The organism is Kitasatospora sp. NE20-6, from assembly GCF_045862635.1.
In genome coordinates this window covers 69,963-96,136 of the sequence record NZ_BPRL01000037.1, presented here as the reverse complement: position 1 = coordinate 96,136, position 26,174 = coordinate 69,963, and the positions used below count along the sequence as shown (strand labels likewise).

Genomic DNA, 26,174 nt, shown 5'->3' with positions numbered 1-26,174 from the left:
TCCATCCGATGCGGCACCGGCCCCCATAGTCTTCCGTCGACGAACTTCCTGCCGGCGCACGGCCGGCACGTCCTCGGAGGAGTCGCATCAGATGCTGGACGAAATCGTCCGTGCCGCCATCCACCCGGCGATCGGGATCGCCCGGGTCGGGAACTCGCCGGAGGAACACTTCCTCGCACCGGAGGTGCCCGATCCCGCACCCCGGGATCCCGGCTTCTTCAAGGACTCCACCGGTGCGCTCAAGCGCGAGGTCGCCCGTTTCCGGGTCTACGGGTACAACGCGCGGGGCGAGGTCGTGGCCGAACTCACCGCCGGGAACGCCGACATCAGCTGGACGGCCCACCTGGCGAACACGAAGTCGGCCTGGTACCAGTTCCAGCTCGCGCTGGACATCCCCGACTCGGCGATGGCCAGACCCTCGGAACTGCGGAACAAGGACGTCGTCGGCGAACGCCGGAAGGACCTCGTCATCGACCCGGGGCCCGTCACCATCTCCGGGCAGCAGGTCTCCGGCCCCGACTTCCACCTCCGCCGCGGCACCTTCATGGGCAAGGAGGTGTACCTCGGAGAGCTGCGCACCGACGAAGCAGGGAACCTGCTGGTCTTCGGCGGGTTCGGCCAGTCGGCCTCCTTCGACGGCAGGCCGGTGAACACCTTCGCCAACAACGACGGCTGGCACGACGACACCGGCGACGGCCCGGTCACGGCACGCGTCACCGTCGCCGGCCGTGAACTGCCCGTCGACCCGGCCTGGGTGGTCGTCGGACCGCCCAACTACGCCCCGGCGCTCAAGGGCATCCGCACCCTGTACGACCTGCTGTACGACGTGTTCGTCGGCACCGGTTCGCTGCCGTTCCCCGAGAAGGTCTCCTTCGCCCGGCACATCGCGCCCGTGCTGCAGCGCTTCTGCGACCACCAGTGGGTCAACCAGGGCTTCGCCGGGTTCTACGGGCACAACGGCCTCGGCCAGGTCGCCACGCCCGAGATGCTCGCCAGGCTCAGCAGCACCGCCACCACCCGCCGGGCCCTCCGCCGCCAGGTCTTCAACGCCCTGCGCGACTTCGGACGGGACGGCGGGTCTCCCGTGCCCTGGCCGTGGCTGTACGGCGACGGCATGGCGATCCCGCCGCGCACGCCGCTCCAGCACATGGCGCTCTCCCCCACCCAGTACCGGATGTTCCAGTACTGGGCCGACGGCGACTTCACGGACGACTGGGCGGAGTCGCTCGCCGACCCGGCACCGCAGGAGATCGACGACGTGCCGCTCGCCGAGCGCCCGGCCGCCCTCGACCGCGCCGCCCTCGACTTCTGCCTCGCCGACGCCTTCCATCCGGGCTGCGAGGTCACCTGGCCGATCCGGCACCCGTCGATGTACCAGGCGCCGTTCCGGATCCGCCACCGTGCACCCGGCCAGACCCCGCCCTCGTACGGGGCCGTGCTCACCTCCGAGGCGGCACTGTCCGTCAACGGGCCTCTCTACGCCCAGGGGCCCGGCGACATCAGCCGGTGGATGGCCGTGCCCTGGCAGACCGACACCGCCAGCTGCCGCTCGGGCTACGAACTCGCCCTCAGCCCACGCCACGACCCCTACCTGCCGAGCTTCTGGCCCGCCCGGGTGCCCAACCACGTGCTCACCGAGGACGACTACCGCGTGGTCGTCGACGAGAACCGGCCCCTGGCGGAGCGCACCGAGGCCTTCGAGCGGCGGGCCGTGTGGCTGCGCGGGCTCCGCGGGCAGAACACCGAGCAGCTCAACCAGATGATCGACGACTGGTTCCGGCTCGGCATCGTCGAAGTCCGCGACGGCGCCGAGGACTTCCCCGCGCGGATCCAGGTCGAGTCGCAGCCGTCGATCGACCTGACCGGCGTGCCGCACACCCAGAACCTCGTCACGCTGCACGTGCCGCAGGCCGCCGCGGCGGACTCCGCCGTCGCAGCCGCCGCGGTCGAACAGGCCGTCTCCGTCAGCGGGTACACGGCCGAAGAGGTGACGGCCGGCTTCATCGACAAGGTCTCGCCGTTCCGCGACAACACCTGATGGCCGCACGGCCCGTCACCATGCAGGCCGCCCGGCCCGCCGCCCGACCGTCCGGCCACCGCGGCGGCGCGCGCGACCACGTCGACGTCCTCGTCGTCGGCGGCGGGCCGGCCGGAGCCGCGGCGGCACTGACCCTGGCCCGCGCGGGCCGGTCCGTCCTGCTCGCCGACGCCGGCACCGGGCCCCCGAAGATCGGCGAGGCACTGCCGTCCGCGGCCCGCGTCCTGCTGCACGACCTCGGCACCGGCGACCGTCCGGTACGGGACGGACACCTGCCCTGCTACGCCAACCTGTCGGCGTGGGGCTCACCCGCCCTGCACCGGCTGGACTTCATCCGCGACCCCAACGGGCCGGGCTGGCACCTGGACCGGCACCGCTTCGACCGGGCGCTCCGCGAGGAGGCCGCCGCGGCCGGAGCCCACCTCGCACTGCACACCGCCGTCCGCCGGGCGGCACGCCGTCCGGACGGCGGCTGGACGGTCACCCTGCAGGCCACCCGGCCGGAACCCGGCCACCTGCCGGAGCCTGCTCCGACCCCGACCCCGGCACCGGCACCGGCACCGGCACCGGAGCGGACCGTGCGATGCACGTGGCTGGTCGACGCCGGCGGACGGCGCCGCACGGTCGCCGCCCGCGCGGCCGACCACCACCGCACGGACCGGCTCGTGGCCAGCTGCCTGGAGCTGCCGCCCACCGGCGACGGCCGGGCCGGCGACCGGTCCTCGCTCGTCGAGGCCGCCGAGGACGGCTGGTGGTACACCGCCCTCCTCCCCCGCGGCCGGCGCCTGGTGGCGTACTTCACCGACGCCGACCTCGGCCCGCCCGCACCGCGCGACACCGCCGCTCTCGCACGGCTGCTGGCCCGCACGGAACACGTCGCGGCCCTGGCCGCGGCCCACCCCCTGCCCGCCACGGCCCGGCCCCGGCGGGCCCCGGCGCACTCCGTCCACCTCGACCGGCCCACCGGCGACGGGTGGATCGCGGTCGGGGACGCCGCCACCGCCTTCGACCCGATCTCCTCGCAGGGCATCCTCACGGCCCTCTACACCGGCATGGCGGGAGCCCGCGCCCTCGACCGGCACCTGGACGGCGACACCGACGCCGACGACGGCGCGCTCGCCGCCTACCGCACCAACGCGGCCGGCCTGCTCGCGGCCTACCGGCACAACCACCACGCGGTGTACGCGCTGGAACGCCGCTGGCAGGACCGCCCCTTCTGGGCACGCCGCCACCGGGCGGCCGTCCCCGGTCCCGCCCCCGTCCCTCCCTCCGAACTGCGAAGGACACCCGCATGACCACCCGTCACGGACACGAGCACGAGGACCCGTCGGTCCACTCCTTCATCCTCTCCGGCCGGGAGACCGTCTTCGGCTACCACCTGGCGATGTTCGGCATGGCCGAGCACCGCTACCAGGTGCTGCTGGAGTACGCGCTGCCGACCGACATCGTCGACATCTACCTCAAGGACCAGGCCGACCACCCGGCCAGCTGGCACGCCGTCCGCAACACCACCGACATGGTGCTCCCCCCGATCGGCGACGGCACCGTCACCTCGTACCCGGCCAGGCTCGACCGGGTCACCCAGACCGGCAACGGCGAGGACCGCGTCTGGGAACCCGTCTCGCAGGGCTTCACCGCACGCATCAGCCGGGTGCTGAACTTCCGCCGGTTCAGCGACGAGGAGTTCCCCGAGCACCTCACCTACCTGATCTACGGCCACGGCGAAGAAGCCCACATCGCACACCGGCTGGTCAAGCGCCCGCACTACGAGCAGATCATCACCCTGCGCGGCGTGCCGGACGGCGTCACCCAGGACGACCTCGGCAAGGCGCTCGAACTGACGGTCCCCGCCGTACCCGACGGCGGCCACGGCGGCCGGCCGTGGACCACCCGGCCACTGCCCGGGCCGAGCTACGACGCCGTCCTCGACCGGGGCACCGGCGGAACCCTGCCGATCACCCTCGCCCTGCGCGACGAACGCTGGTGGAACGTCACCACCCTCAACGTCTGACCGCACACCGGGCGGCCGGCGGCGGAGAGACCCGCCCCGGCCGTCCGCGGGGCGTCCGGGGAGTGCGGCCAGGTACGCAGGACGGATGACATTCGCCCACCAGGACGCGGCGTTGCGCCGCAGCGGGGCCCGTCCCGGGCAGGGTCGGTGGCCGGACCGGACGGGACCGGAACATCATCGGCGGACGGATGCTGGACCGCCGCGGCGCACGTCCGCCGATGCTCCTGGGCACCGCGGTGTCGGCGGTCGGCTTCGCGCTCCGGGCGTCCAGGATCACCGACCTGTCGCTCGGCGCGCAGTGGCCGTACATCGTGCTGGCCGGCGCAGGCATCGGGCTGCTGCTGACGCCCGCCACGATCACCCAGGGCATCACCGGCCACGACCCGGCCGGGCAGAACCCCTCCGGCGTCGGACGGCACTGGTGGACGCCGTCCGGCAGGACTTCGCGGAGGCGAACGGGCCCGTGCTGTACGGCATGGCAGCGGCACTCGCGGTCGCGTTCCTCTGCGCCCTGCTGCACCCCGGTACGCGCGTCACCGCGGACACCGCCCCGTCCGCCGACACGGCGGCCCGCGACGCCGACCGCACCTCCTGACCGCGGCCCGGGTCGACGGCGGTGCCGGTGGAGGGGGGGAGGTGGGGCCGGGTCGGTGTCGCCGTCGGCCGCCCCGTGCCCGTCACCGTCCCCTTCACCGTCCGGACGCTCCGCGCAGCAGGCCCACCGCCGTCTGCAGGAACCCCGGGGCCGTCCCGGTCGTCCCACGGTTGTCCGTCCGCGCCCTTCCGGACCGCCCGCAGGCCGTCACCGTGCAGTCCGACCTCGGTGGCCCGCCCGGCAGGCGCGCCGGGCAGACTGTGTACGGAGCAGCAACGCGACCGAGAGGACCACGCATGATCACGCTGACGAAGGACGACGGCCCGGCGGACCTGGACGGGGTGACCCACCTGGCCGTCGGTGTGTCCTGGGATCCGACGGCGGGGAGCAGCGGCGGGCTGATGGGCAAGTTCCGGCAGAAGGTCGGTGCCGACCTCGACCTGATCGCCATCGCCATGCAGGGCCCGGATCCGGTCCGGATGGCCGGGCTGGACTCGCTCGACCCGCTGGGCAACGGCTCCCTCGTGCACAGCGGCGACAACCAGACCGGGCACGGGGACGGCGACGACGAGACGGTCACCGTCGACCTCGCCCGGGTGCCCGCCCACATCACCGCCATCGTCTTCGTCGCCGCCGCCTACAAGAAGCGCAGCGCCTTCCAGAACGCGCGCAACATCAGCTTCAAGGTGTACGACGCGACGGGTGGCAGCAGCCAGCAGGTCGCCGACATCTGGCCGAGCCTGCTCACCAGCGACAACGGCTGCGCCGTGGCCAAGGCCGTGCGGGTGGGCACCGGCTGGAAGCTCCAGGTGATCAACGAGACCGGCAAGATCAAGCAGGGCGACGAGCGGGACCTCATGCGCTTCGCGGTCAGCAAGTAGCGGGCGGCGCCGGGCGGACGGGGTGGAACGCGCCCCGGGAGCAGGACGGTTCGGCGGTCCGCTCCTGCCCGCCCGCGGCCGGCGGCCGGCACGTTCCTGGGACGGGACTCCCGGAGCCCGCTGCCTCCCGGCCGGGGTCACCCCGGCCGGGGCCCTGCACGTGCGCACCTCGCTCCACCCGGTGGACGGCCCGATCCGCCGTGAGGGGCTCTCCCCGTGCCCGGCCCGAAGCGTGCCCGGTTCGAAGCGTGCCCGCGCCCGGCCCGTCCCTCCGACCACCGGGGCAAGGTGGTCGTGCTGAATCTCCGGGGTTCCTGGTGCAACGCCTGCCGCGCCGAGGCGGAGCGGCTCAGGTCGCTCCGGGACCCGGATCCTGAAGTTCCCCAGGGGGAGCATCGGTCCGAAGTTCATCCCGTCCAGCATCGTGGCGGACCGGGACGGCGGTCTCGCCGCACGGGCGTTCGGCGCCCGGAGCGCCTCGCCGGGGACGGCACGCTGGCGGTGTTCGGCAAGTGCCTGGACGTCAGCGGCGGCGGGCCGGCCGTCGGCACCCGGGTCCAGCTGTGGGACTGCACCCGGGGCAACGCCCAGCAGGGGGTGTCCGACCCCGGCGGCGGACTGCGGAACCCGGTTTCCGGGCGATGCCTGGCCGGCCCCGACCAGGGTGACCCGTTCGCGCAGCCGGTCATCCAGCACTGCACCGTCGCGGCGATCAGTGCGCGGCGGCCTCGCGGGCGATCCGGTCGAACTGGGCGCCCATCGCCTCGGAGAGGGCCTGCGCGGCGGAGAGCGGGCGGACCATGACGGTGAACTCGTCGATCCTGCCGTCGTCGTCGAAGTGCAGGAAGTCGCAGCCCTGGATCTGCCGGCCCGCGACGGTCGCGGTGAAGACGAGGGCGTGGTCGCGGCCGTCGGGGTTCGCGATCTCGCGGATGTAGGTGAAGTCCTCGAAGACCCGCAGCACGCCGCGGAGGATCGCCGCGGTGATCGCCTTGCCGGGGTACGGCTTGAACGCGACGGGGCTGGTGAAGACGACGTCCTCGGCGAGCAGCGCGGTCAGGGCGGCCTCGTCGCGGTCCTCGACGGCCTTGCGGAAGGCGTGCACGGGTCCTCCATGTACTCAATTAGTTGACTAGGTGATTCGGTGAGTATGCAGGCGCCCGGAACGGCTGTCCAGGGGCGCCGGAGCAACCCCGTCACCGGGCCGGTGACCAGGTGCTACGTTGGCGCGATGGCTTTGCGCAACGCGGTGATGGCGGCCCTCCTGGAGGGCGAGGCGTCGGGGTACGACCTCGCCAAGGGCTTCGACGCCTCGGTCGCCAACTTCTGGACGGCGACGCCCCAGCAGCTCTACCGGGAGCTGGAGCGCATGGAGGGCGAGGGCCTCATCGAGGCCCGCGTGGTCGAACAGGAACGGCGCCCGGCGAAGCGGCTGTTCACCCTCACCGCGGCAGGCCGGGAGGCCGTCCGGACGTACACGGCCCGGCCGCCGTCACGGCCCACCGCCATCCGTGACGAGCTGCTGGTCAAGGTCCAGTCCGCCGACGCGGGCGACGCCGGGGCGGTCCGGGCCGCCGTCGCCGAACGGATCGACTGGGCCACCACCAAGCTCGCCCGCTACGAACGTCTCCGGGCGAAGCTCCTCGACGGGCGCAGCGAGGAGCAGTACCTCGCCACCGCCGAACGCGTCGGCCCGTACCTGACCCTGCTGCGCGGGATCGCGTTCGAGCAGGAGAACATCCGCTGGGGCGAGCTGGCGGCCCGGGTCCTCGACGGGCGCGCGCAGGCGGGGTGAGCCCGGCCGGGCCGGGCGCGGGGCCGCCCGTCCGCGACCGGTGGCCGCGGACGGTCCGTCACGGCCGGGCGGACGGCTCCTGGTCGAGGTGTCGCCGCCAGGGGCCGAGTGCGGTGTCGGTCGCCGCCCGGACGGCGGCGTGCAGGTCGGCAGGGGTGGCGGGCCGGTCGGAGCCGTCGAGCAGGGCCTGCAGGGCGCCGGTGACGGCGCCGACGAACGCGCCGGTGAGTGCGGCCGCCTCCACCCGGTCGAGCCGGTCCGGATAGGCCTCGGCCAGCCGTCGGGCGATCTCCTGCTGGGCGTCGAGCTGGATCTGCAGGGCGCGGCCGCGGACGGCCGGCACGGTGCGGATCAGCCGCAGGCGGAGCGCGGCCAGCGGGCCGACCATGTCGTCGCCGCCCTGCGGCACCGCGCCCAGGGCGCGCAGCAGGACCTCGCCCGGCCCCTCGTCGGGCGTGCGGGAGGCGATGGCGTCCGTCACCGCCCGGACGCGGGTGTCGGACTCGGGGAACAGCAGCTCCTCCTTGCTGGCGAAGTAGCTGAAGAACGTGCGCGTGCCGATCTCGGCCGCGGCGGCGATGTCGGCCACGGTGGTCCGGTCGTAGCCCTGCTGTTCGAACAGTTCCGTCGCCGCATCGACGAGGGCCCTGCGGGTGCGGGCGCGCTTGAGGTCGCGGAGGGACATGGGACGCACCTTACCGCAGGTGGTGCAGATCAGCACTCATGGCATTTCTGCACTCATTGCCGAATCGCACTCGATGCGCTTACGGTGGTTCCATGACTCCTCGCAGCGTTCTCGTCTCCGGGGCCGGCGTCGCCGGACCGACCCTCGCCCACTGGCTGGCCCGTCACGGGTTCCGCCCGACCGTGGTGGAGAAGGCCCAGGGCCTGCGCTCCAGCGGGAACCCGGTCGACGTACGCGGCCCCGCCCTGCCGGTGGCCGAGGCCATGGGCGTCCTGCCGCAGCTGCGCGCCGCGGCCACCTCGGCCACCGCCATGCGCCTGCTGAACGCCACGGGACGCGAGGTCGCCCGGGTGCGCATGTCCGCCGGGCGCGGCCGCACGGGCCACCGGGAGGTCGAGGTGCCGCGCGGCGACCTGGCCGCCGTCCTCCACGAGGCGGCCCGCGACGAGGCCGAGTTCCTCTTCGGCGACAGCATCACCGCACTCCGCCAGGACGAGCACGGGGTGGACGTCACGTTCGAACAGGCGGCGCCGCGCCGCTTCGACTTCGTGATCGGCGCGGACGGCCTGCACTCCACCGTGCGGCACCTGGCCTTCGGCCCCGAGCGCGACTTCGTCCGTCCCACCGGGATCCTCGTCGCCACCGTGCCGCTCGGGGAACCGGCCGACCACCCGCACGAGGTGGTCGTCTGCAACGCGCCGGGCCGGCTGGTCTCCGTCCACCCCTCCCGCGGCGAGGCCCTGGCCGCGTTCATCTTCCGCCGGCCCGACATCACCGCCTTCGACCACCGCGACACCGCCCTGCACAAGCGGATCGTCACCGCGTCGCACGCGGGCCTCGGCTGGCGCGTCCCCCACCTGCTCGACCGGCTGCAGAACACCGACGACCTCTACTTCGACGCCGTCAGCATCGTCGACCTCCCCTCGTGGTCACGAGGCAGGATCGCCCTGCTCGGCGACGCCGCCTCCTGCGTCTCGCTCCTGGGGGACGGCTCCAGCCTCGCCATCGCCGGGGCCCGCGCCCTGGCCGCGGCGCTCGCCGCGCACCCGACCGCCCCCGCCACCGCCCTCGACCGCTACGAGGCCGCCCACCGCGCCCTGGTGATGCCCAGGCAGCGCGGCGTCAGGCGCTCCGCGGCCCTGCTCGTGCCCGCCACCCGCCTCGGACTCGCCACCCGCAACCTCGCCGCCCGCCTCCTGCCCGCGGGCCCCTGACCACCCGCTCCGGTGGGCCGCCGGGACGTCGGCTGCCGGTGCGGGCGAAGCCTTCGACACGGCACCCGGGTCAGGCGGATTCCCGACGGATCAGCCGGGTCGGGAGGATCAGCGGGTCCACCCTCTCCCCCGCGAGCAGGGCGAGGAGCATCCGCGTCACTTCGCGTCCGAGTGCCTGGATCGGCTGGTGAACCGTGGTGAGCGACGGATGGGAGACCTCGGCGACCGGCAGGTCGTCGAAGCCGACCACCGCGACGTCGGCGGGCACGGAGCGGCCGGCCCGGTGCAGCACTCTCAGCGCGCCCGCCGCCATGTTGTCGTTGGCGGCGAACACCGCGTCGAGGTCCGGGTGCCGGGTGAGCAGCGCCTCCATGGCGGCGGCTCCGCTGCGTTCGTTGAAGTCGCCCGCCGCGGCGCCGTAGGGGGTGAGGCCGGCCAGGGCGACCGACTCGCGGAAGCCGCGCATGCGGGAGCGGCCGACGTCGGTGTCCAGCGGGCCGTGGATCGTGACGATACGGCTTCGCCCGAGGGCCAGGAGATGGTCGGTGGCCGCACGGGCGCCTCCGGCGTTGTCGACGTCCACGTACCAGGAGGGTTCTCCTTCCAGCGGCCGGCCGCCGAAAACGGCGGGCAGGCCCGACTCCCGGACGAGGCGCGCCATCGGATCGTCCCCGCGCAGCGCCATCAGCACGACGCCGTCGACGGCCCGGGTCCGCAGCAGCTGCTGCACCCGGGTCTGCCCCCTGGCGGAGGTGGCCAGACAGAGCACCAGGTGGAGATCGGTCTCCTCCAGCACCGTGGTGGCGCCGGCGACCACCTGACCGAAGAACGGGTCGGCGAAGATCATCGGATCGTCGCCGGAGACGACGAGGGCCACCGCCCCGGCCTGCTGCGTCGCGAGGGCGCGGGCGGTGGGGTTGGGCACGAAGCCGAGTTCGGCGATCGCCCGCTGGACCGCGTCGCGCTTGGCGCGACTGACGTGCGGCGCGTTGTTCAGCACCCTCGACGCCGCCGAGCGCGAGACCCCCGCCCGCTCGGCCACCTCGTCCAGCGTGGGTCGCCGACGTGCCGTCCCGTCCATCGCGGCATCACCTTCCGTCTCGGACTCGTCCCGGGCCGGGTTGCCCCGAGGCTGCTCCCGATCGACTGGGAGCGCTTCCAGTCAGAGACTGTATACCGCCGTCTCACCCCATGTGAAGAGCAGGCTACGCACCACTCTTGACAAGTGCCATTCTGCGACTACACGATTGCCGCGGCAACCGGGCCATCCCGGGCCAGCACTGGAAGCGCTTCCATAACTGCGCTTCTGCCGCCGCCCGTCGCGAACGCCGACCCGCGCCCGCGGCCCCCGGCCGCACCCGGAGCACCCACCCGGCGCGACGGAGCCCGGCTCCCGCACGTCCTCACCTCACCCCTGCCGAGCCGTCGGCCCCAAGCCCGGTGACTCGGCGCCCCCACCCGAGAAGAGGTCCACCATGCGACGGTCCACCCGTCTGCTCGCATCGGCCCTGATCGTCCTCCCGCTGACGCTGGCCGCCCCCACCGCGGCGCACGCCGCGTCGCCGGTCTCGATGACCAACGGCTTCTACGTCGACCCCAACAGCAGCGCCGCCGCCTGGGCGGCGGCCAATCCCGGCGACGGACGCGCCGCCGCCGTCAGGGCCTCCATCGCGGCCGTCCCCATGGCCCGCTGGTTCGGGAACTGGAGCGGCACCATCGGCACCGCCACCGGCGCGTACGTCGGCGCCGCGGCGAACGCCGGCAAGCTGCCCGTCCTGGTCGCCTACAACATCCCCGACCGCGACATCTGCGGCGGCCAGTCCGCCGGCGGTGCCGGATCCGTCGCGGCCTACAACACGTGGATCGCGGCCTTCGCGAGCGGCATCGGCAGCCGTCCCGCCGTCGTCGTCCTCGAACCCGACGCGCTCGGCGACCAGAGCTGCCTGACGGCGGCCCAGATCTCCGACCGCAACGCCATGCTCAACAACGCCATCACGCAGTTCACCAACCTGGCACCCAACACCTGGGTCTACCTCGACGCCGGGAACCCCGGCTGGATCAGCGCGTCCACGATGGCCCAGCACCTGAACGCGGCCGGCGCCGGCCGCGCCCACGGCTTCTCCCTGAACGTCTCGAACTTCTACACCACCGCGCAGAACACCACCTACGGCAACGCGGTCAACGCCACCCTGAGCGCCTCCTACGGCTACACCAAGCCGTACGCGGTCGACACCAGCCGCAACGGCAACGGCTCCAACGGCGAATGGTGCAACCCCGCGACCCGCAGGACGGGCACGCACACCCAGCTCGGCGGCGGCGCCGAGATGCTCCTGTGGGTCAAGACCCCCGGCGAGTCCGACGGCAACTGCGGCGTCGGCGCCGGATCCACGGCCGGGCAGTTCCTGCCGGAGGTCGCCTACAAGATGATCTACGGCTACTGACCGCCGCAGCCCCGGCCGACCGACAGGTCCCGGCGGCACCCGGCCCGGCGGCACCGGATCCCGGGCGCCGCCGGGCCACCCCCCTCCACCGAACCACTCCACCGAACCACTCCACCGAACACGAGGAGCCATCAGATGCCCCACCGACCGGCCGTGTCCGTCGTCACCACCGCCCTCGCGCTGGTGCTCGCCGCGGCGGCACCCGCGGCCGCCGCACCGTCCCCGCAGACCCCGAAGCCCGACAAGACCCTGCCGACCGGCACCCGCTTCTACGTCGACCCCGGCAGCGACGCCGCGCGGCAGGCCGTCACCGACCTGGCCCACGGCGACCTCGCCGGCGCCGCGGACATGGCGAAACTCGCCAGCTGGCCCGAGGCCACCTGGTTCACCGGCGGCACCCCCGCCGAGGTGCGGGACAAGGTCGCCGCGATCATGCGCAGCGCCGGGCGCACCGGCACCACCCCGGTGCTCGTCGCCTACAACATCCCCGGAAGGGACTGCTCGCTGTACTCCGCCGGCGGAGCACAGTCCGACGCCGACTACCGGGCCTGGGTCAAGGGCTTCGCCCAGGGCATCGGAGACCGGAAGGCCCTCGTCGTCCTGGAGCCGGACGGACTCGCGAACCTCCCCTCCGACTGCGGCCCGGACACCGATCCCACCGGCGCCCTCACCGCCGGGCGCATCGCCGACCTCAACACCGCCGTCGACACCCTCGCCGCCCAGCCGGGCACCTCCGTCTACCTGGACGCGGGCAACAGCCACTGGCGCCCCGTCGGCGACATGGCCGACCGCCTCCTGAAGGCCGGGGTGGAGCGCACCCAGGGCTTCTCGCTCAACGTCTCCAACTACCTGGCCACCGACGACACCGACCACTACGGCACGTGGGTCTCCCAGTGCCTGTGGTTCGCCACCGAGGGGCCCGACTGGGCCCGCGGCCACGCCGACTGGTGCGCGAGCCAGTACTACTCCCCCGCCGCCCCCAACGACGGCCTGTCCGGGAACGCGGTCGACGTCGACGATCCCCGCACCTGGCACTGGACGGACGAGTGGTTCCGGCAGAACGCCGGCACCCCGCCCACCGGCGAGCTCACCCACTTCGTCCAGGACACCAGCCGCAACGGCCGCGGCACCTGGACCCCGCCCGCCGGCGCCTACCCCGACCCGCAGACCTGGTGCAACGCCCCCGGGCGCGGCATCGGAGCGCGCCCCACCGCGAACACCGGCGTCCCGCTCGTCGACGCCTACCTCTGGATCAAGACGGTCGGACAGTCCGACGGCGAGTGCAACCGCGGGATCCCCGGCGGCACCGCCGACCCGGAGTACGGCATCGTCGACCCCGCCGCCGGCGCCTGGTGGCCCGCACAGGCCCGCACCCTCGTCCGCAACGCCGTGCCCGCCCTCACCTTCAACCGGCGCTGACCCCGCACCGGGCCGCACCGGACCCCGCACCCGTGGCCGCCCGGCTTCCCCCGGGCACGGCGCGTCCGGCGACGCAAACCGCAGCCGCACGAATCCGGGGGGTGTCCGGGTACTCAGAGGGAGGTGAGTACATCCGCTCTGCCCCGCGGCCGGGGCCGACGGGACGCTTGCGCCATGCCTCGGAAGACACCGCATCTCGTTCCCCTCCTGCTGCCGGCACTCGTCGCGCTCGCGGCATGGGCCGCCTGGCTGGGCTGGGACCAGCACCGTGACGTGCACCCCGACGGCTCGGTGACGGGCCCGTACGAGGCGTGGCAGGTGATCGGGCTGGTCCTGACCCTGCTGGTGCCGGTGTACCTGGCGGCCTCCCGGGGCCACGTCGCGGGCGCCGCGCTCGGCACCTCGGCCGGTCTGACCGCCGCCGCACTCCACGACTGGTCGGACGACTCCAGCGGCCTCTTCGTGGTCGGTGCGGGCATGGTCATGGTGGGGAGCCTCGTGGTGACCTCTGCCGTGGCCGGTCTGATCGCCGCCGTCACACGGGACGGCCGCCGGGGAGGGCCGGCACGGGCCCACGAGGCCTGACACCGCCGGGCGCGGCACCCTGCCCGGCACGGCCCCCTGCTCGCAGGGGTGCCCGTGGCCCGGCCCCCGGCCGCACCGCTCCGCAGACGAAAGAAGCCCGGCTGCCACGGCACCCGCCCAGGTCAGGCCGCCACCATAATCGCAGCGCGCGGACCGCGCGTCCCCCTAAGATCACCACGACCTGCCCGGGCCGGCCGGAGCACGAGGTCATGTTTCTTGGAGGGCGACACCGTGGGTGTCATCGTGGGTGGAATTCTTGCCGTGCTGGCCGCCGTGCTGGTGTGGTGGGTCGTCAGGACGTACAACCGTCTGATCCGGCTGCGCAACCAGACGCAGGCGTCCTGGGCGCAGATCGACGTCCAGCTGAAGCGGCGGCACGAGCTGATACCGAACCTGGTCGAGGGTGCGCGCGGGTACGCCACGCACGAGCGGACCACGTTCGAAGCCGTCGTCGCCGCCCGGGGGGCGGCCGTGGGCAGCGGCCCGGGGGTCACGGACAAGGCCGCTGCGGAGGACGTGCTGACCGCGTCCCTGGGCAAGCTGCTCGCCCTCGGCGAGAGCTACCCGCAGCTGAAGGCCGACCGGCACTTCACCGTCCTGCAGGAGGAACTGACCTCCGCGGAGGACAAGATCGCCTACGCGCGGCAGTTCTACAACAGCGCCGTGCAGAGCTACCACAGCGCCCTGGAGAGCTTCCCGGGGAACCTCGTCTCCCGTCTCGGCGGCGCGCACGGCCGACGCGAGTACTTCGAGGCCGGCACCGCCGCCCAGGACGTGGCCCAGGTGAGGTTCGCGTGACCCTCGACGCCGAGTTCTACTGGGGCGGCGCGGCGCTGCTCGCGCTCTGGCTCGCCGCCTTCGGGCTCTCCCTCACGGCCACCCGCAACGGCGCCGTGCCCACCGGCCCCGCCACGCAGGAGTTCGGCCCCGAGCCGGAGTCACCCGCTGTCGTCGCCCTGCTGGCCAACCGGTGGCGGTCCGTCGACCACGCCGCCGCGGCCACCCTCCTGGACCTCGCGGCCCGCGGCCTCCTCGAACTGCGGCAGCCCGCCGACGACCCGGCGCAGAGCACGGTGCACCTCACCGGCAAGGACGCCGCCGGCCTCACCCCGTACGAGCGGCGGGTCCTCGACCGTGTCACCGAGCGGGCCGGCAGCCCGGGCGCCCCGATCGGGGCGATCGCCTTCCGTGCCGAGGAACGCGCGAAGGCGTGGAACGGCGCGCTGCGCCAGGAGATCGTGGCCGAGGCCCGGCTGCGCGGGCTGTCCCGGGCCCGGTTCGGGCCCCTGCTCGCGGGCGCCCTGTACCTCACCGCCTTCGGCCCCGGCGTGCTGTTCACCCTGGGCGCCGTCACCGGCGGGCACGGCGTCCGCGGCGCGCTCGCGGTCGGGATCATCCCGGCCGCCGCACTGCTGTACGTCCTGACCAGGGCGCTCGGCGAGCGGGCGACACCGCTCGGACTCGAACGCGCCGGGCACTGGGCCGGGGTCCGGTCGTGGCTCGCGGCGCACGAGGACTTCGCCCAGCTGCCGCCCGCGGCCGTCACCGTCTGGGACCGCTACCTCGGCTACGGCGCCGCACTCGGCGTCACCGGCCGGGCGGCGCGCCTGCTGGGCTTCGACGCGGGCGACAGGCGCCGGGTCTGGTCCTCGTACGGCGGCGCCTGGCGCCCCGTCCGGATCCGCTACCCGCGCCTGCGCCCCGGCTTCGGCTCCACCACCCCGCAGTTGCTCCAACTCGCGGGCGCCGCAGCACTGGTGGCCGTGGGCCTGCTGCTCTTCGCGATCGTGCGGCAGCCCGACTGGGCGGTCACGGACGGTCCCGACGCGAGCCACTCGCTGCGCCGCCCGGGGCTGCTGCTGTGCCTCGGCTGGGTGTTCATCGGTCTGCTCGCCCTCCTGCTGGCGGGCCGCTTCAGCCGCTGGACGCTGTTCCTGGCCTTCCTCGCGACGATGCCCGCCAACTTCGCGAGCGCCAAGGGCTGGATGAGCGACGGCATGGAGCAGCCGGGGCCCCTGCCGGGCGAGACGGTCGCGATCGCCTGCTTCGGCGTGCTGACCGCGTACTACCTCGCCCTCGTCGTCCTGGAGCGGCGTGCTCCGCACACCCTCACCGGCGAGGTGCTCCGCATGGAACCGCGCAAGCGCGAGGACGCGCCGCGCTTCCTGGCCCTGGACACCGGCGACGCGGACCGCACCGTCGCCTGGGCCCTGCCTGCCGGTGCGCCGGACGTCCTGCCCGGCAGCGTGGTGCGCCTCGCGGTGTCACCGGCCACCCGGGTGGTCAGGTCGGCGGAGTTCGTCACCGCCTGACCACATCACCGCATCACCGGCTCACCACCTGGCTGCCTGACCGTCCGGCTGCCGGGGCCACCGGACCGCCGGCGCCACCGGACGAAGGCCCGGGCTCCTGTTCCGTCGCACGTGCCGACGGGGACAGGAGCCCGGGCCGTACCGGCCTGCGGTCAGCCCGCGGCGAGGAGCTCGATCGTGTCGATCACCCGGTTGGAGAAGCCCCACTCGTTGTCGTACCAGGCGACCACCTTGACGTGGCGGCCGTCGACGCGGGTGAGCTCCGAGTCGAAGATCGACGAGGCCGGGTTGCCCGTGATGTCGGACGACACCAGCGGGTCCTCCGAGTACTCGAGGACACCCGCCAGCGGCCCCTGCGCCGCGGCACGGTAGGCCGCCAGCACCTCCTCGCGCGTCACCTCGCGGGCCACGGTCGTGTTGAGCTCGACGATCGACCCCACCGGCACCGGCACGCGGATCGAGTCGCCCGACAGCTTGCCGTCGAGGCCGGGCAGGACGAGGCCGATCGCCTTGGCCGCACCCGTCGTGGTCGGCACGATGTTGACCGCGGCGGCGCGGGCCCGGCGGGCGTCGCGGTGCGGGCCGTCCTGCAGGTTCTGCTCCTGCGTGTAGGCGTGCACCGTCGTCATGAAGCCGTGCTCGATGCCCGCGAGATCGTCGAGCACCTTGGCCAGCGGCGCCAGCGCGTTGGTCGTGCAGGAGGCGTTCGAGACGATCGTGTGCAGCTCCGGGTCGTACGCGTCGTTGTTCACGCCGTACGCGAGCGTCACGTCGGCACCGTCCGCCGGCGCGCTGACGAGCACCCGCTTCGCGCCCGCGTCGAGGTGGGCCCGGGCGGCCTTCGCCGCCGTGAAGCGGCCGGTCGCCTCGACCACGATGTCGATCCCGAGTTCGGCCCACGGCAGCTGCGCCGGCTCCCGCTCGGCGAGCACGGCGATGCGGCGGCCGTCGACGACGAGGGTGGTCCCGTCGGTGGTCACCGGGCGGCCCAGGCGGCCCGCCGTCGTGTCGTAGGCGAGCAGCCGGGCGAGCGCGGCGGGCTCCGTGAGGTCGTTGACGGCGACGACCTCCAGGTCGCTGCCGCGTTCGAGCAGGGCGCGGAGCACGTTGCGTCCGATGCGGCCGAATCCGTTGATGGCGATGCGAGTCATGAGTGGTGTCCCTTCGGGTTCGCCACCAGGTTCTCGCGCGGCCCGCGCCGGTGACAGCGGCGTGATCGCCACGGTCCGAAAGGATCGCGCCACGCGGTGGCCGCGCGATCCGGGGGGCTACCTGCCCTGGGCGAAGGTGCGCCGGTACTCGCTCGGCGTGGTGTCGAGGATCTGCTGGAAGTGCAGCCGCAGGTTCGCGCCCGTGCCGAGACCGACGTCCGCGGCGATCTGCTCGACACCCCGCTGCGAACGCTCCAGCAGCTCACGCGCCATGTCGATCCGGGCCCGCATGACCCACTGCATCGGCGTGTACCCCGTGTCCTCGACGAACCGCCGCGAGAACGTGCGCGGCGACACCGCCGCATGCCGCGCGAGCACGTCCAGGCTGAGGGGCTCGCCCAGCCGGCGCAGCGCCCACTCCCGGGTGGCGGCGAACCGCTCGCCGAGCGACTCCGGCACGCTGCGCGGCACGTACTGCGCCTGACCGCCGCTGCGGTAGGGCGCCGCGACCAGCCGCCGCGCCGCGTGGTTCGACACCGACACCCCGAGATCGCCCCGCAGGATGTGCAGGCACAGGTCGATGCCCGAGGCGGCGCCGGCCGACGTCAGCACGCTGCCCTCGTCGACGAACAGGACGTTCTCGTCGACCCGGACCCGCGGACGCTTCGCGGCCAGCGCCCGCGTGTAGTGCCAGTGCGTCGTCGCGCGCTTGCCGTCCAGCAGGCCCGTCGCGGCGAGCGCGAAGGCGCCCGTCGAGATCGCGGCGAGCCGCGCACCCCGCTCGTGCGCGGCGACGAGCGCGTCGAGGACGGCCTGCGGCGGGTCGTCGCGGTCCGGGAAGCGGTAGCCGGGGATGAAGACGATGTCGGCCCAGGCCAGGGCGTCGAGCCCGTGGGCGACCGCGTACGACAGACCGTCACCACCGGCCACCAGGCCCGGCGCCGCACCGCACACCCGCACCTCGTACGGCATGCTCGCACGGGTCGTGAACACCTGCGCGGGGATCCCGACGTCCAACGGCTTCGCACCTTCGAGCACGAGGACGGCGACGTGATGCAGACGTGAGGCAGGCACGGGAGAAGCCTACGCGGCGACGACGGGGCCGACAGGGCCGACGGGCAGCAGCGGCCCGGCGGCGGCCGGGCGGGGCGGAACACCCCGCCGCCACCCCGTACTCCGGGCCCGCCGGGCCGGTCAGGCCGGTCAGGCCGCGAAGCCGCCGTCGACGGCGATCTCGGCGGCGGTGATGTAGCGGCCGTCCGCCCCGGCGAGGTGGGCGACGGTGGCGGCGATGTCGGTGGCCCGGCCGAAGGTGCCGAGGGCGGTCAGCGACGCCTGGAATCCGGCCGACGGGCCGTCGGCCGGGTTCATGTCGGTGTCGATCGGCCCCGGGTGGATCACGTTGGCGGTGATGCCGCGCGGGCCCAGCTCGCGGGCCAGTGCCTTGGTGAGCCCGATCGCCGCGGCCTTGCTGGCGCTGTAGAGCGAGGCGCCGGGGAAGGCGACGCGCTTGGCGATGCAGCTGCCGATGGTGATGATCCGGCCGTCGTCGGCGAGCCGGCCGGAGGCGGCCTGGGCGAACAGGAACGGCGCCCGGACGTTCACCGCCAGCACCCGGTCGACGTCCTCCGGCGTGATGTCGCCGATCGGGCCGAGCACACCGACGCCCGCGTTGTTGACCAGGATGTCGAGGCGCCCGAAGCGCTCCGCCACCGCGTCCACCACGGCCCCGACCTCCTGCGGGTCGGCGCTGTCCGCCCGGACCGCCCAGCCGCGCCGGCCCATCGCCCTGATCCTCGCCGCGACGGCCTCGGCCCGTTCGGCGCCGCCCCGGTAGGTGAGGGCGACGTCGGCGCCGTCCTCGGCCAGCCGCAGGGCCACCGCCGCCCCGATCCCCCGGCTGCCGCCGGTCACCAGCGCCACCTTGCCGGCGAGCTTCGCGATCCCGTCCCCGGTCACCGTCATGGTTGTCATCGCAGTCGAACTCCTCGTCTCGTTCTCGGACATGACTCGATCCTCGGCCCCACAGGCGTACGGGTCCGGCGGCATTCGGACATCGCGTTCAACGTTCAACAACCCGCGCCGGGAGCCGAACCGCCCTCCGGACCGGGACGACGAGCCTGTCCGGGCTCTCCGCAGGCGCTTCCGTCACCACAGGTCGACGGGCGGCCCGGCGGACGGTCCGACGGTCCGTGCCGCCGCGTCAGTGCCTTGACGAACTCCGGCAGGTCCGCGTCGAGTTCGTCCTTGCCGGGCACGAACGACCCTGCGGGGGCAGGGCGGTTCTCCGCCCCGGCCCCTGCCATACTGACCCCGTAGACGCCGCGGAGGGCGGCGCCCGCGAGAAGGCCGGCCACCACATGCCCCGATGGATCGTCCTGGCCGTCCCCGTCCAGGGTGTTTCGGACGTGAACCGCGACGCGCGCACGGTCGCGGAGTTCGACGGCAGCGCGGAAGAGGCGGCAGAAGCCCTCCTGAACGCTGCGACGACCTACGCCCACGGCTTCCGGACAGTGCGCCGCCGGGAGGTCTTCAAGAGCTCCGACCGGTCCTATGTCGTCCGCATCCGTGGCCGGCTGTCGACGTACGCCTATGTCATCCAGCTCGCCGAGCTGGTCTCGGACACCGGTGCACCGTCTGCGTCCTGATCCGCCGTCCGGGGTCAGCACCGCGCTCCCGTGGCCGCGGCCGGCTCTCCCCGCCCGCTCCGTGACAGGGCAGGCCCGGTGGAGGTGACGGACGTCCGGGGCGGGAGGATGACCTGCATGAGTGCGATCATCACGCTGGACCTGGCCGGATTCACCCCGCGCGAGGACGAGGAGCGGGTGTGGACCGACGAGCACGGTGTGGTCCTGTCCGTCCACGACTTCCCGCTCGTACCCGACCTCGCGGCCCCGCTCGACGAGGTCGGGCAGCTGCGCCGTGCGCTCGCCCGCTCCACCGCCGCGGCGGGGGCCGGGCTCATCGAGGCGTCGACGGGCCTGGTGGGCGGGACGCCCGCGTTGCGGCAGCTGGTCAAGGTGCCGCTCCCGGGCCGCCGCGGGCAGGCCTTCATCGGGTCGTGGACCGTACCGCGGGACCGGTGCAGCGTGGTGCTGAAGGTCCAGGCCGCCGAAGGGCCGGTGACCGGGATGCGCGAGGCGGTGATCGTCGACCGGGTCGGCCCGGCCGCCTACTTCCGCCCCCATCCCTACGACCCCGACCTGACCGGTCCCCTCCCGTACCACGTCGGCGACCTTGAGGAGTGGGACGCCCTGTTCCCCCGCCACCCGCTGACCTTGGTGCGGGCCGCACTGGCGCGGGCCGGCGCGAGCGCGGTCCTGGACGACCGGTTCCGGGCGCTGCCGCCGTTCCCCGGAGCGGCCGCCTCCGGGGCCCACGACGCGCACGGCGCCGGTGCCGAGAGCGGGAACGGGAGCGGGAGCGGGAACGGGAACGGGAACGGCGACAGTCTGTCGGCCGGAGCGGCTGCGGGAACGGAGCGACGCCGCCGGTGGTGGCAGCGGCGCGGCCGGTGACCGCACCGGAGCACGGGCCGGCGGCGACCGGACGCGGGCCGGCGGGCGGCTCGTCCGGTTCCGCCCCCTCGGCCGCTGTCACGGATCCGGCGCGGTAGCCCTGTCCGGTCCCCGGTGGCCGGCGGGGGTGTCGGCGGCCACGGCTAGGGTGCGGCGCATGCGCTCACTGATCGCCGCCGTCCGTGCCCACCGGGCCGCCGCCGACTTCCTGGCCTGGCCCGGTGACTTCGAACTCGACCGGAGCGACCACGGCGAGGAGGTCCACCTCGCGTCCGGCGCGGCGCTGGAGGGCTTCGCCGGCGACGGCGCCGGCGGCACGTACTTCTTCTGCGGCACCGGCGGGGAGGAACGCCCGGTCCTGTACGCGGACTCGGAGGGGCAGGCGGCACTGGTCGCCATCGGCCTGGCCGAGCTCCTGCAGCTCCTGCTGGCCGTCCCGTGGTGGCGCGACTGCCAGGCCTTCACCGGTGAGGAGAGCGGCGAACTCGCCGAGGAGTACCTGCAGGACATGCCCGACCTCGCGGAGCGGCGGGAGCGCGCCGCCGCTGCGCTGGGCCTCGCCGTGCCGACCGCCGCCGTGGCACTGACCCGCCTGCACGAGGTCGCGACCGGCCCGGGCCGGGAGGTCGTCCTGGTCCTCACCCCGGAGAACAGCCCGTACGACCCGCTGATCGGGGCTTGACCGGCTCTCCTGCCGACGGGCACCGGCCGGATCCGCACGAGGGTCGACACCCACGGCCGCTGCCGTCAGTGCGCAAGCACCGTGGACGCGGCCTCCCAGGCGAAGCCGTCCAGGTCGGTGAAGGGCCCGGCGGTGCCGCCGATCGCGAGCCGGTGCGATCCGGTGCCGTCCGGGGAGACGCCGAGGTCCTTGGCGAGGGCACGGCGCCGGTACAGCGCCAGCTTGACGGGGCCCGGCCCGGCGGCGAACTCGACGTACATGCGGCCGAAGCTCTTCGCCAGGGCGAGACCCTGCTCGACGTAGAACCGCTTGCTCGCGGCGATGTCCGCGACACCCAGCAGGAGCACGATCTCGTCGATCTTCCGGGTGGCCGGGCCGGTGTCCTTCTTCGCCGAGGTCGCCACCTTCCAGATCGCGCCGTCCGGGGCCTGCACGACACCGCCGTAGCCCCAGAGCGACTTCGTGGCGGGCTTCAGCGGCGTGGCACCGGCCTCGACGGCGGAGTCGACCAGGCTGTCGACGTCCGCAGGCCGGGACACCGTGAGTGCCAGCGTGAACCCGCGGAAGCCGGTGGTGGGGGCCTCCGAGGCCCGCACGCGGATCTGCGTGTCCAGGCCGAAGGCGGAGGTGTAGAAGTGCTGCGCGGCCGTGGGGTCGGCCACGTCGAGGGTGACGGATTCGATGGATGCCATGACCCTCACGCTAGGTGCGGCCCGGTGGCCGGCGCTTCTCCGATCCTGATCGATGCAGTCGGGGGCGACCGGGGCGGAGGGGAGGTGGGTGACCGAGGGTCATGCGACTGGCCTTCCGCGCCGTGCAGGTGGCGGACGGCAAGCAGGACACCCAGCCCAACGCTGACGGCATCCTCCCCCGTCTGATGTCCGGGGCCGGGTTCACCGGCGTGCGTGAGGCCGAGGTCGTGTCGACGATCACCGGTTCGATCTCCGTCCATGTCGCCCGCCGCCCCTGACCCGCGCAGCAACGGCAGGACGGCGGACGGCGTCAGCCCCGTCATCTCGCGCATCTGCCTGCTGAAGTGGGCCTGGTCGGCGAAGCCGCCCGTGAGGGCCGCTTCGGCGAGCGACTGCCCCTCGCGCAGCGCCCCGGCCGCGCGGACCAGCCGCCGCCAGATCCGCCAGCGGGCCAGCGGCATCCCCAACTGCTGTCCTGCCAGGGCACGGAGGCGCTGGGGCGAGAGTCCGATCTGCGCGGCGAGCACCGGCAGCGGGACGCTGCTCCGGGTCAGCGCCTCCACCGCCGCCCGCAGCCGCGGGTCCAGTTCGCCCGACCGCAGCGCACCGGCACGGCGGACGTCCCGCTCGTCGAGGTCACGCAGTTCCGGGACCACCGTGATGCCCTCGCCGCACCAGGCCCGCAGCCGGTCGGCGAACGCGCAGTGCGGATCGACGAAATACGTGAGCACGGCCGGGACCGGGGCCGTCCGGTGCCGCACCATCGGCGGCACGACCACCGCCGCACCGCGGTGACCGACCCCGGAGGCGTCCACGATCGTCACCTCGCCCTCCACCGCGACGGCGACCTGGAAGGCGGCGTGCCGGTGGAGGGAACCGTCCGTCAACGGGCCGCGGTAGAACGCGTACCCCTCGCGGACGGCGAAGTACGGCGCCGGCCCCTCTCCCGTCCCCATGCCGCCGATACTGCCGGACCCCGGACGGCCGCACCGCTGCACCGCTGCACCGCTGCACCTGTCCGTGGTCCCGCGGCGCGGCATCCGTTGCTCACGACCGCGGTGACCTGCGATGATCCTGCGCCGTGAGTCTCTTGCTGATCGCTGTCCTGGTGGCTTTCGCCCCTTCGCTGATCCGTTCCTACCGCAGGTCACAGGCCGTCGACTGGGCCAGGACCCGGTTCGACCCTGCCGCGTACGGCCTGGTGGCGACCGGCATGCTCGACCCGCGGCGGGCCGGCCCGCCGGCACCCCCCGGCAGCCAGGAGAACTCCCGGGCGGTGGCCTCCGCGGCCTGGGGCGGGAACTGGCGCCCGGCCGCGGCGCACGTCCGGGCGGCGGGCGACGACTGGGACGAACACTGGTCGAGGCTGGAGCTGCTCGCCGGGATCGCGCAGGAGGACGACGCCTGGCTGACGGCCTGGCGCAGCGCCGAACCGGGCGACTGCGACGCCGCCACCCTGGAGGCCAAGCAGCTGGTCCACCAGGCGTGGGCGATCCGCGGCCGGGGGTACGCGCACGAGGTGCCGCCCCGGAACATGGCGGAGTTCCGGCGGTTGCTGCCGGCCGCGATCGAGGCCGCGCACCGGGCCGCGCTCCTGGCACCGGACAACCCGGCGCCGTGGGTGGTCATGGTCACCGCGGCACGCGGCGCCCAGTACACCCCGGACCGGTTCCGGCCGCTCTGGGACGGCCTGGCCGCCCGCGCCCCGTACCACTACGAGGGGCACTGGCAGGGCATGCAGTACTGGTGCGCCAAGTGGTTCGGCTCGAACCGCACGATGATGGCCTTCGCCCGCCGCGCCATGGACAAGGCCCCGGCCGGCAGCCCGCTCGCCGGCATCTACGTGCACGCGCTGTCCGAACTCACCACGCGCAGCGGCGCCCGCGCGTTCCCCACCGGCTGGGCGGCCAGGCGGCGCCTCAAGGCGGTCGCGGCCTCGCTGGCCGCCGTACCGGCGGAGGACCCGCGCCTGCCCGTCCTGCGGCACGTACTCGCCGGCCACCTGGACCGGGCCGGACTGTTCACGGACGCCCTGGAGCAGTTCCGGCTGATCGGACGATGGTGCGGCTCCGGCCCCTGGACGGACCGGGGCAACCCCGTGGCGGCGTTCGACCTCGCCCGCGGCGTCGCCGTGCGGCTCTCCCGGGCGAAGCCGCTGCCGGAGGGGACGCGGAACACCAAGGACATGGTCCACCACCGCGGGTAGCGGGCACGCCACCGCGGTCGTCGGCCGTCCTGTGGACGCCGCCGACGACCGCGGAGCGGCGCAGGTACGATCTGCCCTCCTGAACGATCTACCGGAGGTTCCCCGCATGATCCAGCGGTTCGGCACGGGCGCGCGCATGAGCGAGGCCGTGGTGCACAACGGCACGGTGTACCTGGCGGGACAGGTCGCCGGCGACATCACCCAGGACGTCGAGGGCCAGACGAAGCAGGTGCTCGCCGCCGTCGACGCCCTGCTGGCGGAGGCCGGCAGCGACAGGACCAAGGTGCTGCGCGCGGAGATCTACCTCGCCGACATCAAGGACTTCGCCGAGATGAACGCGGCCTGGGACACCTGGGTGCCCGCCGGCGCCACGCCCGCACGCGCGACCTTCGAGGCCCAGCTCTACCGTCCCGAGGTGCGCGTCGAGATCGTCGTGACCGCCGCGGTCTGATCCCCCGCGGTCCGGTCCGCCGGAGTCCGGTCCGCCCCGGCGGGCGGGTCCGGACGGCGGTCAGTGGCAGTCGTGGTGCAGGGCGCGGTGGCCCATCCACACCGCCACGTCGCAGACCCGCAGCGCGCTGACCGTCTCCGGCAGGCCTGCGGTCCGCCGGAGGTCGAGCAGTCGGCGGTGCAGGGCGGCGTCGTCCTCGCGGAGCGCGGTGCGCAGGGTGCGCCAGAACGGGCGGGGGCGGCCCAGCGCGCAGCGCACCACCGTGTCGTAGACCGGCAGCAGGCGCGGGCGTTTGCGGGCGAGGATCTTCCCCGCCGTCACCCAGCCGAGGCCGGGCCGGGATTCCAGCAGGTGCCACGCCTTCTCCGCCGGCGAGCCGTCGGCCACCACGGAGGCGTCGGCGTCCGCGAGGTCGACATCGGCGGGGATCGCACCCAGCAGGGCGGCGAGGCGTGCGCCGAGTGCGCCTTCCAGCAGGTCGAGCTTGACCCTGACGGGGACGACCACCGACAGGGTCTCCACCGCGATCAGGTCCTCGGCCGTGATCACGTCGGCCGTGCCCGGCCGGTCTCCCCCACCGGCGAGGTGCTCGAACCGGTTCCCGGTGAACGACGCCGCACCGGGCGGCAGGCCGGCCCCGTAGTAGCGGCGCAGGTCGTCGACGACGCGGTCGGTGCCGAGCAGGTCGCCCAGCCGCCGTCCCAACGGCGTGGGCGGTGTTCCGGCGGAGGTGATCACGGGGTTCCGTTCCTCGTGGGGACCGCCCGGTACAGGGGGCTTCCCGCCGTACCGGTGGCGACCGGGCTCAGGGGCCGACCGGACTCAGGGGGCGACCGGCGCCGCGGGCTCGCCCTGGTGGCCGACGAGCAGCTTCAGCAGGGCCGCGTTGTGGCCGAACAGCCAGTACGTGCCGCCGTCGAGCTCGACCGGGTGCGAGTACCCGATGCGGGCCTGCGTCGCGTTCTGCTGCACGAGGCCCTGCGGGAACGCCGCCGTGCCGTCCGCGAGCGGCTGGATCTGCTGCCCCTTGCCGCGGCCGCGCCAGGCGACGGCCGTGCCGCCGTCGGGGGTGCGCTGCAGCAGCAGGTAACCGAGGGTCTGGCTGCCACCGCGCGTCCCGAAGGCGGGCATGCACAGCCGGATGCCGGAGGCGACCCGTGCCGCGTCCGCCTCGGGGGTGCGGGCGCCGGCCAGGCCGGTGGCCGCGACGAGCTTCGCCGCCCAGCCGCGGTAGACGGCGGAGGTGGCCTGCGCCCCCTCGACCCCGGGCTGGAACGAGGTCGGGAGCAGCGCCTTGACCAGCGCCTCCAGCAGGTACCACACGACGAACCCCGCCAGGCCCAGCAACGGGCCACCGACGGCCAGCCCGGTGAAGACCAGGACCAGCGCCAGCGCGATCGACACGCACAGGTGGACTGCCAGACGGACGTTCACTTCACTCCTCGCACAACGGATCACACGGTGGATCGCCTCACGGACGATGCCGCAGACCCTAGCG

The 26,174-nt window shown here is 74.1% G+C and carries 28 protein-coding genes; 18 read left to right on the top strand and 10 right to left on the bottom strand.

The window, feature by feature from the left end; genetic code table 11:
- The first annotated feature begins 91 nt into the window (after positions 1-91).
- The 6 genes from SNE206_RS24085 (at position 92) to SNE206_RS24060 (ending at position 6,329) form a co-directional block, all read left to right on the top strand.
- On the top strand, positions 92-2,038 hold the full coding sequence (locus tag SNE206_RS24085) for a LodA/GoxA family CTQ-dependent oxidase (protein ID WP_407915576.1): 1,947 nt from the start codon (positions 92-94) through the stop codon (positions 2,036-2,038).
- Entirely contained in the window at positions 2,038-3,333 is a 1,296-nt protein-coding gene (locus SNE206_RS24080) for an NAD(P)/FAD-dependent oxidoreductase (RefSeq protein ID WP_407915575.1), read from the top strand. Before SNE206_RS24085 ends, SNE206_RS24080 begins: the two co-directional genes overlap by 1 nt.
- A complete protein-coding gene (locus tag SNE206_RS24075; protein ID WP_407915574.1) occupies positions 3,330-4,049 on the top strand; it encodes a hypothetical protein in 720 nt (239 codons plus the stop codon). Before SNE206_RS24080 ends, SNE206_RS24075 begins: the two co-directional genes overlap by 4 nt.
- A 421-nt stretch (positions 4,050-4,470) precedes the next feature.
- Complete coding sequence (locus SNE206_RS24070; RefSeq protein ID WP_407915573.1) at positions 4,471-4,644, top strand: hypothetical protein; 174 nt, start codon at positions 4,471-4,473, stop codon at positions 4,642-4,644.
- 296 nt (positions 4,645-4,940) lie between these two features.
- Positions 4,941-5,525, top strand: a complete 585-nt coding sequence (locus SNE206_RS24065; protein WP_407915572.1) for a TerD family protein — start codon at positions 4,941-4,943, stop codon at positions 5,523-5,525.
- 216 nt (positions 5,526-5,741) lie between these two features.
- Positions 5,742-6,329: a ricin-type beta-trefoil lectin domain protein gene (locus tag SNE206_RS24060; protein ID WP_407915571.1), complete on the top strand. Its 588-nt coding sequence runs from the start codon at positions 5,742-5,744 to the stop codon at positions 6,327-6,329.
- On the opposite strand, the gene SNE206_RS24055 is transcribed toward SNE206_RS24060, so the two are convergent.
- A complete protein-coding gene (locus tag SNE206_RS24055; RefSeq protein WP_407915570.1) occupies positions 6,238-6,630 on the bottom strand; it encodes a nuclear transport factor 2 family protein in 393 nt (130 codons plus the stop codon). The genes SNE206_RS24060 and SNE206_RS24055 overlap by 92 nt on opposite strands.
- Positions 6,631-6,756: 126 nt before the next feature.
- Here SNE206_RS24055 and SNE206_RS24050 point away from each other — a divergent pair, with 126 nt between their 5' ends.
- On the top strand, positions 6,757-7,320 hold the full coding sequence (locus SNE206_RS24050) for a PadR family transcriptional regulator (RefSeq protein ID WP_407915569.1): 564 nt from the start codon (positions 6,757-6,759) through the stop codon (positions 7,318-7,320).
- 58 nt (positions 7,321-7,378) lie between these two features.
- On the opposite strand, the gene SNE206_RS24045 is transcribed toward SNE206_RS24050, so the two are convergent.
- The gene (locus SNE206_RS24045; protein WP_407915568.1) at positions 7,379-8,005 is read right to left on the bottom strand and encodes a TetR/AcrR family transcriptional regulator; all 627 of its coding nucleotides are present in this window, start codon (positions 8,003-8,005) and stop codon (positions 7,379-7,381) included.
- 92 nt (positions 8,006-8,097) lie between these two features.
- Between SNE206_RS24045 and SNE206_RS24040 the strand changes: the two genes are divergently transcribed.
- Positions 8,098-9,219, top strand: coding sequence for an FAD-dependent monooxygenase (locus SNE206_RS24040; RefSeq protein WP_407915567.1), 1,122 nt, complete (start codon positions 8,098-8,100; stop codon positions 9,217-9,219).
- A gap of 70 nt (positions 9,220-9,289) precedes the next feature.
- On the opposite strand, the gene SNE206_RS24035 is transcribed toward SNE206_RS24040, so the two are convergent.
- Positions 9,290-10,300, bottom strand: coding sequence for a LacI family DNA-binding transcriptional regulator (locus tag SNE206_RS24035; RefSeq protein WP_407915566.1), 1,011 nt, complete (start codon positions 10,298-10,300; stop codon positions 9,290-9,292).
- 394 nt (positions 10,301-10,694) lie between these two features.
- Here SNE206_RS24035 and SNE206_RS24030 point away from each other — a divergent pair, with 394 nt between their 5' ends.
- The 5 genes from SNE206_RS24030 to SNE206_RS24010 all read left to right on the top strand — a co-directional run bounded on the left by SNE206_RS24030 (position 10,695) and on the right by SNE206_RS24010 (position 15,976).
- A complete protein-coding gene (locus SNE206_RS24030) occupies positions 10,695-11,660 on the top strand; it encodes a glycoside hydrolase family 6 protein (protein WP_407915565.1) in 966 nt (321 codons plus the stop codon).
- Positions 11,661-11,795: 135 nt separating this feature from the next.
- Complete coding sequence (locus SNE206_RS24025; protein ID WP_407915564.1) at positions 11,796-13,079, top strand: glycoside hydrolase family 6 protein; 1,284 nt, start codon at positions 11,796-11,798, stop codon at positions 13,077-13,079.
- Between the two features lie 174 nt (positions 13,080-13,253).
- Entirely contained in the window at positions 13,254-13,664 is a 411-nt protein-coding gene (locus SNE206_RS24020) for a hypothetical protein (RefSeq protein WP_407915563.1), read from the top strand.
- Between the two features lie 216 nt (positions 13,665-13,880).
- Positions 13,881-14,462, top strand: a complete 582-nt coding sequence (locus SNE206_RS24015) for a LemA family protein (protein WP_407915562.1) — start codon at positions 13,881-13,883, stop codon at positions 14,460-14,462.
- Positions 14,459-15,976, top strand: coding sequence for a DUF2207 family protein (locus SNE206_RS24010; protein WP_407915561.1), 1,518 nt, complete (start codon positions 14,459-14,461; stop codon positions 15,974-15,976). The genes SNE206_RS24015 and SNE206_RS24010 overlap by 4 nt, the downstream gene beginning before the upstream one ends.
- 152 nt (positions 15,977-16,128) lie before the next feature.
- On the opposite strand, the gene gap is transcribed toward SNE206_RS24010, so the two are convergent.
- From gap to SNE206_RS23995, 3 genes are all read right to left on the bottom strand, one after another.
- Positions 16,129-17,127 (bottom strand): type I glyceraldehyde-3-phosphate dehydrogenase, encoded by a 999-nt coding sequence (gene gap / locus SNE206_RS24005; protein WP_407915560.1) that lies wholly within the window; start codon positions 17,125-17,127, stop codon positions 16,129-16,131.
- 117 nt (positions 17,128-17,244) lie between these two features.
- On the bottom strand, positions 17,245-18,201 hold the full coding sequence (locus SNE206_RS24000) for a GlxA family transcriptional regulator (RefSeq protein WP_407915559.1): 957 nt from the start codon (positions 18,199-18,201) through the stop codon (positions 17,245-17,247).
- Positions 18,202-18,330: 129 nt separating this feature from the next.
- Positions 18,331-19,101: an SDR family NAD(P)-dependent oxidoreductase gene (locus SNE206_RS23995; RefSeq protein WP_407915558.1), complete on the bottom strand. Its 771-nt coding sequence runs from the start codon at positions 19,099-19,101 to the stop codon at positions 18,331-18,333.
- Between the two features lie 434 nt (positions 19,102-19,535).
- Between SNE206_RS23995 and SNE206_RS23990 the strand changes: the two genes are divergently transcribed.
- The 3 genes from SNE206_RS23990 (at position 19,536) to SNE206_RS23980 (ending at position 21,327) form a co-directional block, all read left to right on the top strand.
- On the top strand, positions 19,536-19,775 hold the full coding sequence (locus tag SNE206_RS23990) for a hypothetical protein (protein ID WP_407915557.1): 240 nt from the start codon (positions 19,536-19,538) through the stop codon (positions 19,773-19,775).
- 117 nt (positions 19,776-19,892) lie between these two features.
- Positions 19,893-20,645: a hypothetical protein gene (locus tag SNE206_RS23985; protein WP_407915556.1), complete on the top strand. Its 753-nt coding sequence runs from the start codon at positions 19,893-19,895 to the stop codon at positions 20,643-20,645.
- Between the two features lie 157 nt (positions 20,646-20,802).
- Complete coding sequence (locus SNE206_RS23980; RefSeq protein ID WP_407915555.1) at positions 20,803-21,327, top strand: hypothetical protein; 525 nt, start codon at positions 20,803-20,805, stop codon at positions 21,325-21,327.
- Between the two features lie 65 nt (positions 21,328-21,392).
- On the opposite strand, the gene SNE206_RS23975 is transcribed toward SNE206_RS23980, so the two are convergent.
- Entirely contained in the window at positions 21,393-22,019 is a 627-nt protein-coding gene (locus SNE206_RS23975) for a glyoxalase (RefSeq protein WP_407915554.1), read from the bottom strand.
- A gap of 5 nt (positions 22,020-22,024) precedes the next feature.
- Complete coding sequence (locus tag SNE206_RS23970) at positions 22,025-22,975, bottom strand: helix-turn-helix domain-containing protein (RefSeq protein WP_407915553.1); 951 nt, start codon at positions 22,973-22,975, stop codon at positions 22,025-22,027.
- Between the two features lie 125 nt (positions 22,976-23,100).
- On the opposite strand from SNE206_RS23970, the gene SNE206_RS23965 reads away from it, so the two are divergent.
- Positions 23,101-24,225, top strand: coding sequence for a hypothetical protein (locus tag SNE206_RS23965; RefSeq protein ID WP_407915552.1), 1,125 nt, complete (start codon positions 23,101-23,103; stop codon positions 24,223-24,225).
- Between the two features lie 106 nt (positions 24,226-24,331).
- Positions 24,332-24,676, top strand: a complete 345-nt coding sequence (locus tag SNE206_RS23960; protein ID WP_407915551.1) for a RidA family protein — start codon at positions 24,332-24,334, stop codon at positions 24,674-24,676.
- A gap of 60 nt (positions 24,677-24,736) precedes the next feature.
- Here SNE206_RS23960 and SNE206_RS23955 read toward each other — a convergent pair whose 3' ends face one another.
- Positions 24,737-25,414 (bottom strand): DUF6308 family protein, encoded by a 678-nt coding sequence (locus tag SNE206_RS23955; RefSeq protein ID WP_407915550.1) that lies wholly within the window; start codon positions 25,412-25,414, stop codon positions 24,737-24,739.
- An 84-nt stretch (positions 25,415-25,498) separates the two neighbouring features.
- Positions 25,499-26,110 carry a hypothetical protein gene (locus SNE206_RS23950; RefSeq protein WP_407915549.1) on the bottom strand — a complete coding sequence of 204 codons (612 nt, stop codon included), beginning with the start codon at positions 26,108-26,110 and terminating at the stop codon, positions 25,499-25,501.
- Positions 26,111-26,174: the final 64 nt, after the last annotated feature.

Bases quoted from the DNA above. Each gene is read 5' to 3' on its own strand.
- SNE206_RS24085 (WP_407915576.1), top strand. From the start codon at position 92: ATGCTGGACGAAATCGTCCGTGCCGCCATCCACCCGGCGATCGGGATC.
- SNE206_RS24080 (WP_407915575.1), top strand. From the start codon at position 2,038: ATGGCCGCACGGCCCGTCACCATGCAGGCCGCCCGGCCCGCCGCCCGA.
- SNE206_RS24075 (WP_407915574.1), top strand. From the start codon at position 3,330: ATGACCACCCGTCACGGACACGAGCACGAGGACCCGTCGGTCCACTCC.
- SNE206_RS24065 (WP_407915572.1), top strand. From the start codon at position 4,941: ATGATCACGCTGACGAAGGACGACGGCCCGGCGGACCTGGACGGGGTG.
- SNE206_RS24050 (WP_407915569.1), top strand. From the start codon at position 6,757: ATGGCTTTGCGCAACGCGGTGATGGCGGCCCTCCTGGAGGGCGAGGCG.
- SNE206_RS24045 (WP_407915568.1), bottom strand. From the start codon at position 8,005: ATGTCCCTCCGCGACCTCAAGCGCGCCCGCACCCGCAGGGCCCTCGTC.
- SNE206_RS24040 (WP_407915567.1), top strand. From the start codon at position 8,098: ATGACTCCTCGCAGCGTTCTCGTCTCCGGGGCCGGCGTCGCCGGACCG.
- SNE206_RS24035 (WP_407915566.1), bottom strand. From the start codon at position 10,300: ATGGACGGGACGGCACGTCGGCGACCCACGCTGGACGAGGTGGCCGAG.
- SNE206_RS24030 (WP_407915565.1), top strand. From the start codon at position 10,695: ATGCGACGGTCCACCCGTCTGCTCGCATCGGCCCTGATCGTCCTCCCG.
- SNE206_RS24025 (WP_407915564.1), top strand. From the start codon at position 11,796: ATGCCCCACCGACCGGCCGTGTCCGTCGTCACCACCGCCCTCGCGCTG.
- SNE206_RS24020 (WP_407915563.1), top strand. From the start codon at position 13,254: ATGCCTCGGAAGACACCGCATCTCGTTCCCCTCCTGCTGCCGGCACTC.
- gap (WP_407915560.1), bottom strand. From the start codon at position 17,127: ATGACTCGCATCGCCATCAACGGATTCGGCCGCATCGGACGCAACGTG.
- SNE206_RS23995 (WP_407915558.1), bottom strand. From the start codon at position 19,101: ATGACAACCATGACGGTGACCGGGGACGGGATCGCGAAGCTCGCCGGC.
- SNE206_RS23985 (WP_407915556.1), top strand. From the start codon at position 19,893: ATGAGTGCGATCATCACGCTGGACCTGGCCGGATTCACCCCGCGCGAG.
- SNE206_RS23980 (WP_407915555.1), top strand. From the start codon at position 20,803: ATGCGCTCACTGATCGCCGCCGTCCGTGCCCACCGGGCCGCCGCCGAC.
- SNE206_RS23975 (WP_407915554.1), bottom strand. From the start codon at position 22,019: ATGGCATCCATCGAATCCGTCACCCTCGACGTGGCCGACCCCACGGCC.
- SNE206_RS23970 (WP_407915553.1), bottom strand. From the start codon at position 22,975: ATGGGGACGGGAGAGGGGCCGGCGCCGTACTTCGCCGTCCGCGAGGGG.
- SNE206_RS23960 (WP_407915551.1), top strand. From the start codon at position 24,332: ATGATCCAGCGGTTCGGCACGGGCGCGCGCATGAGCGAGGCCGTGGTG.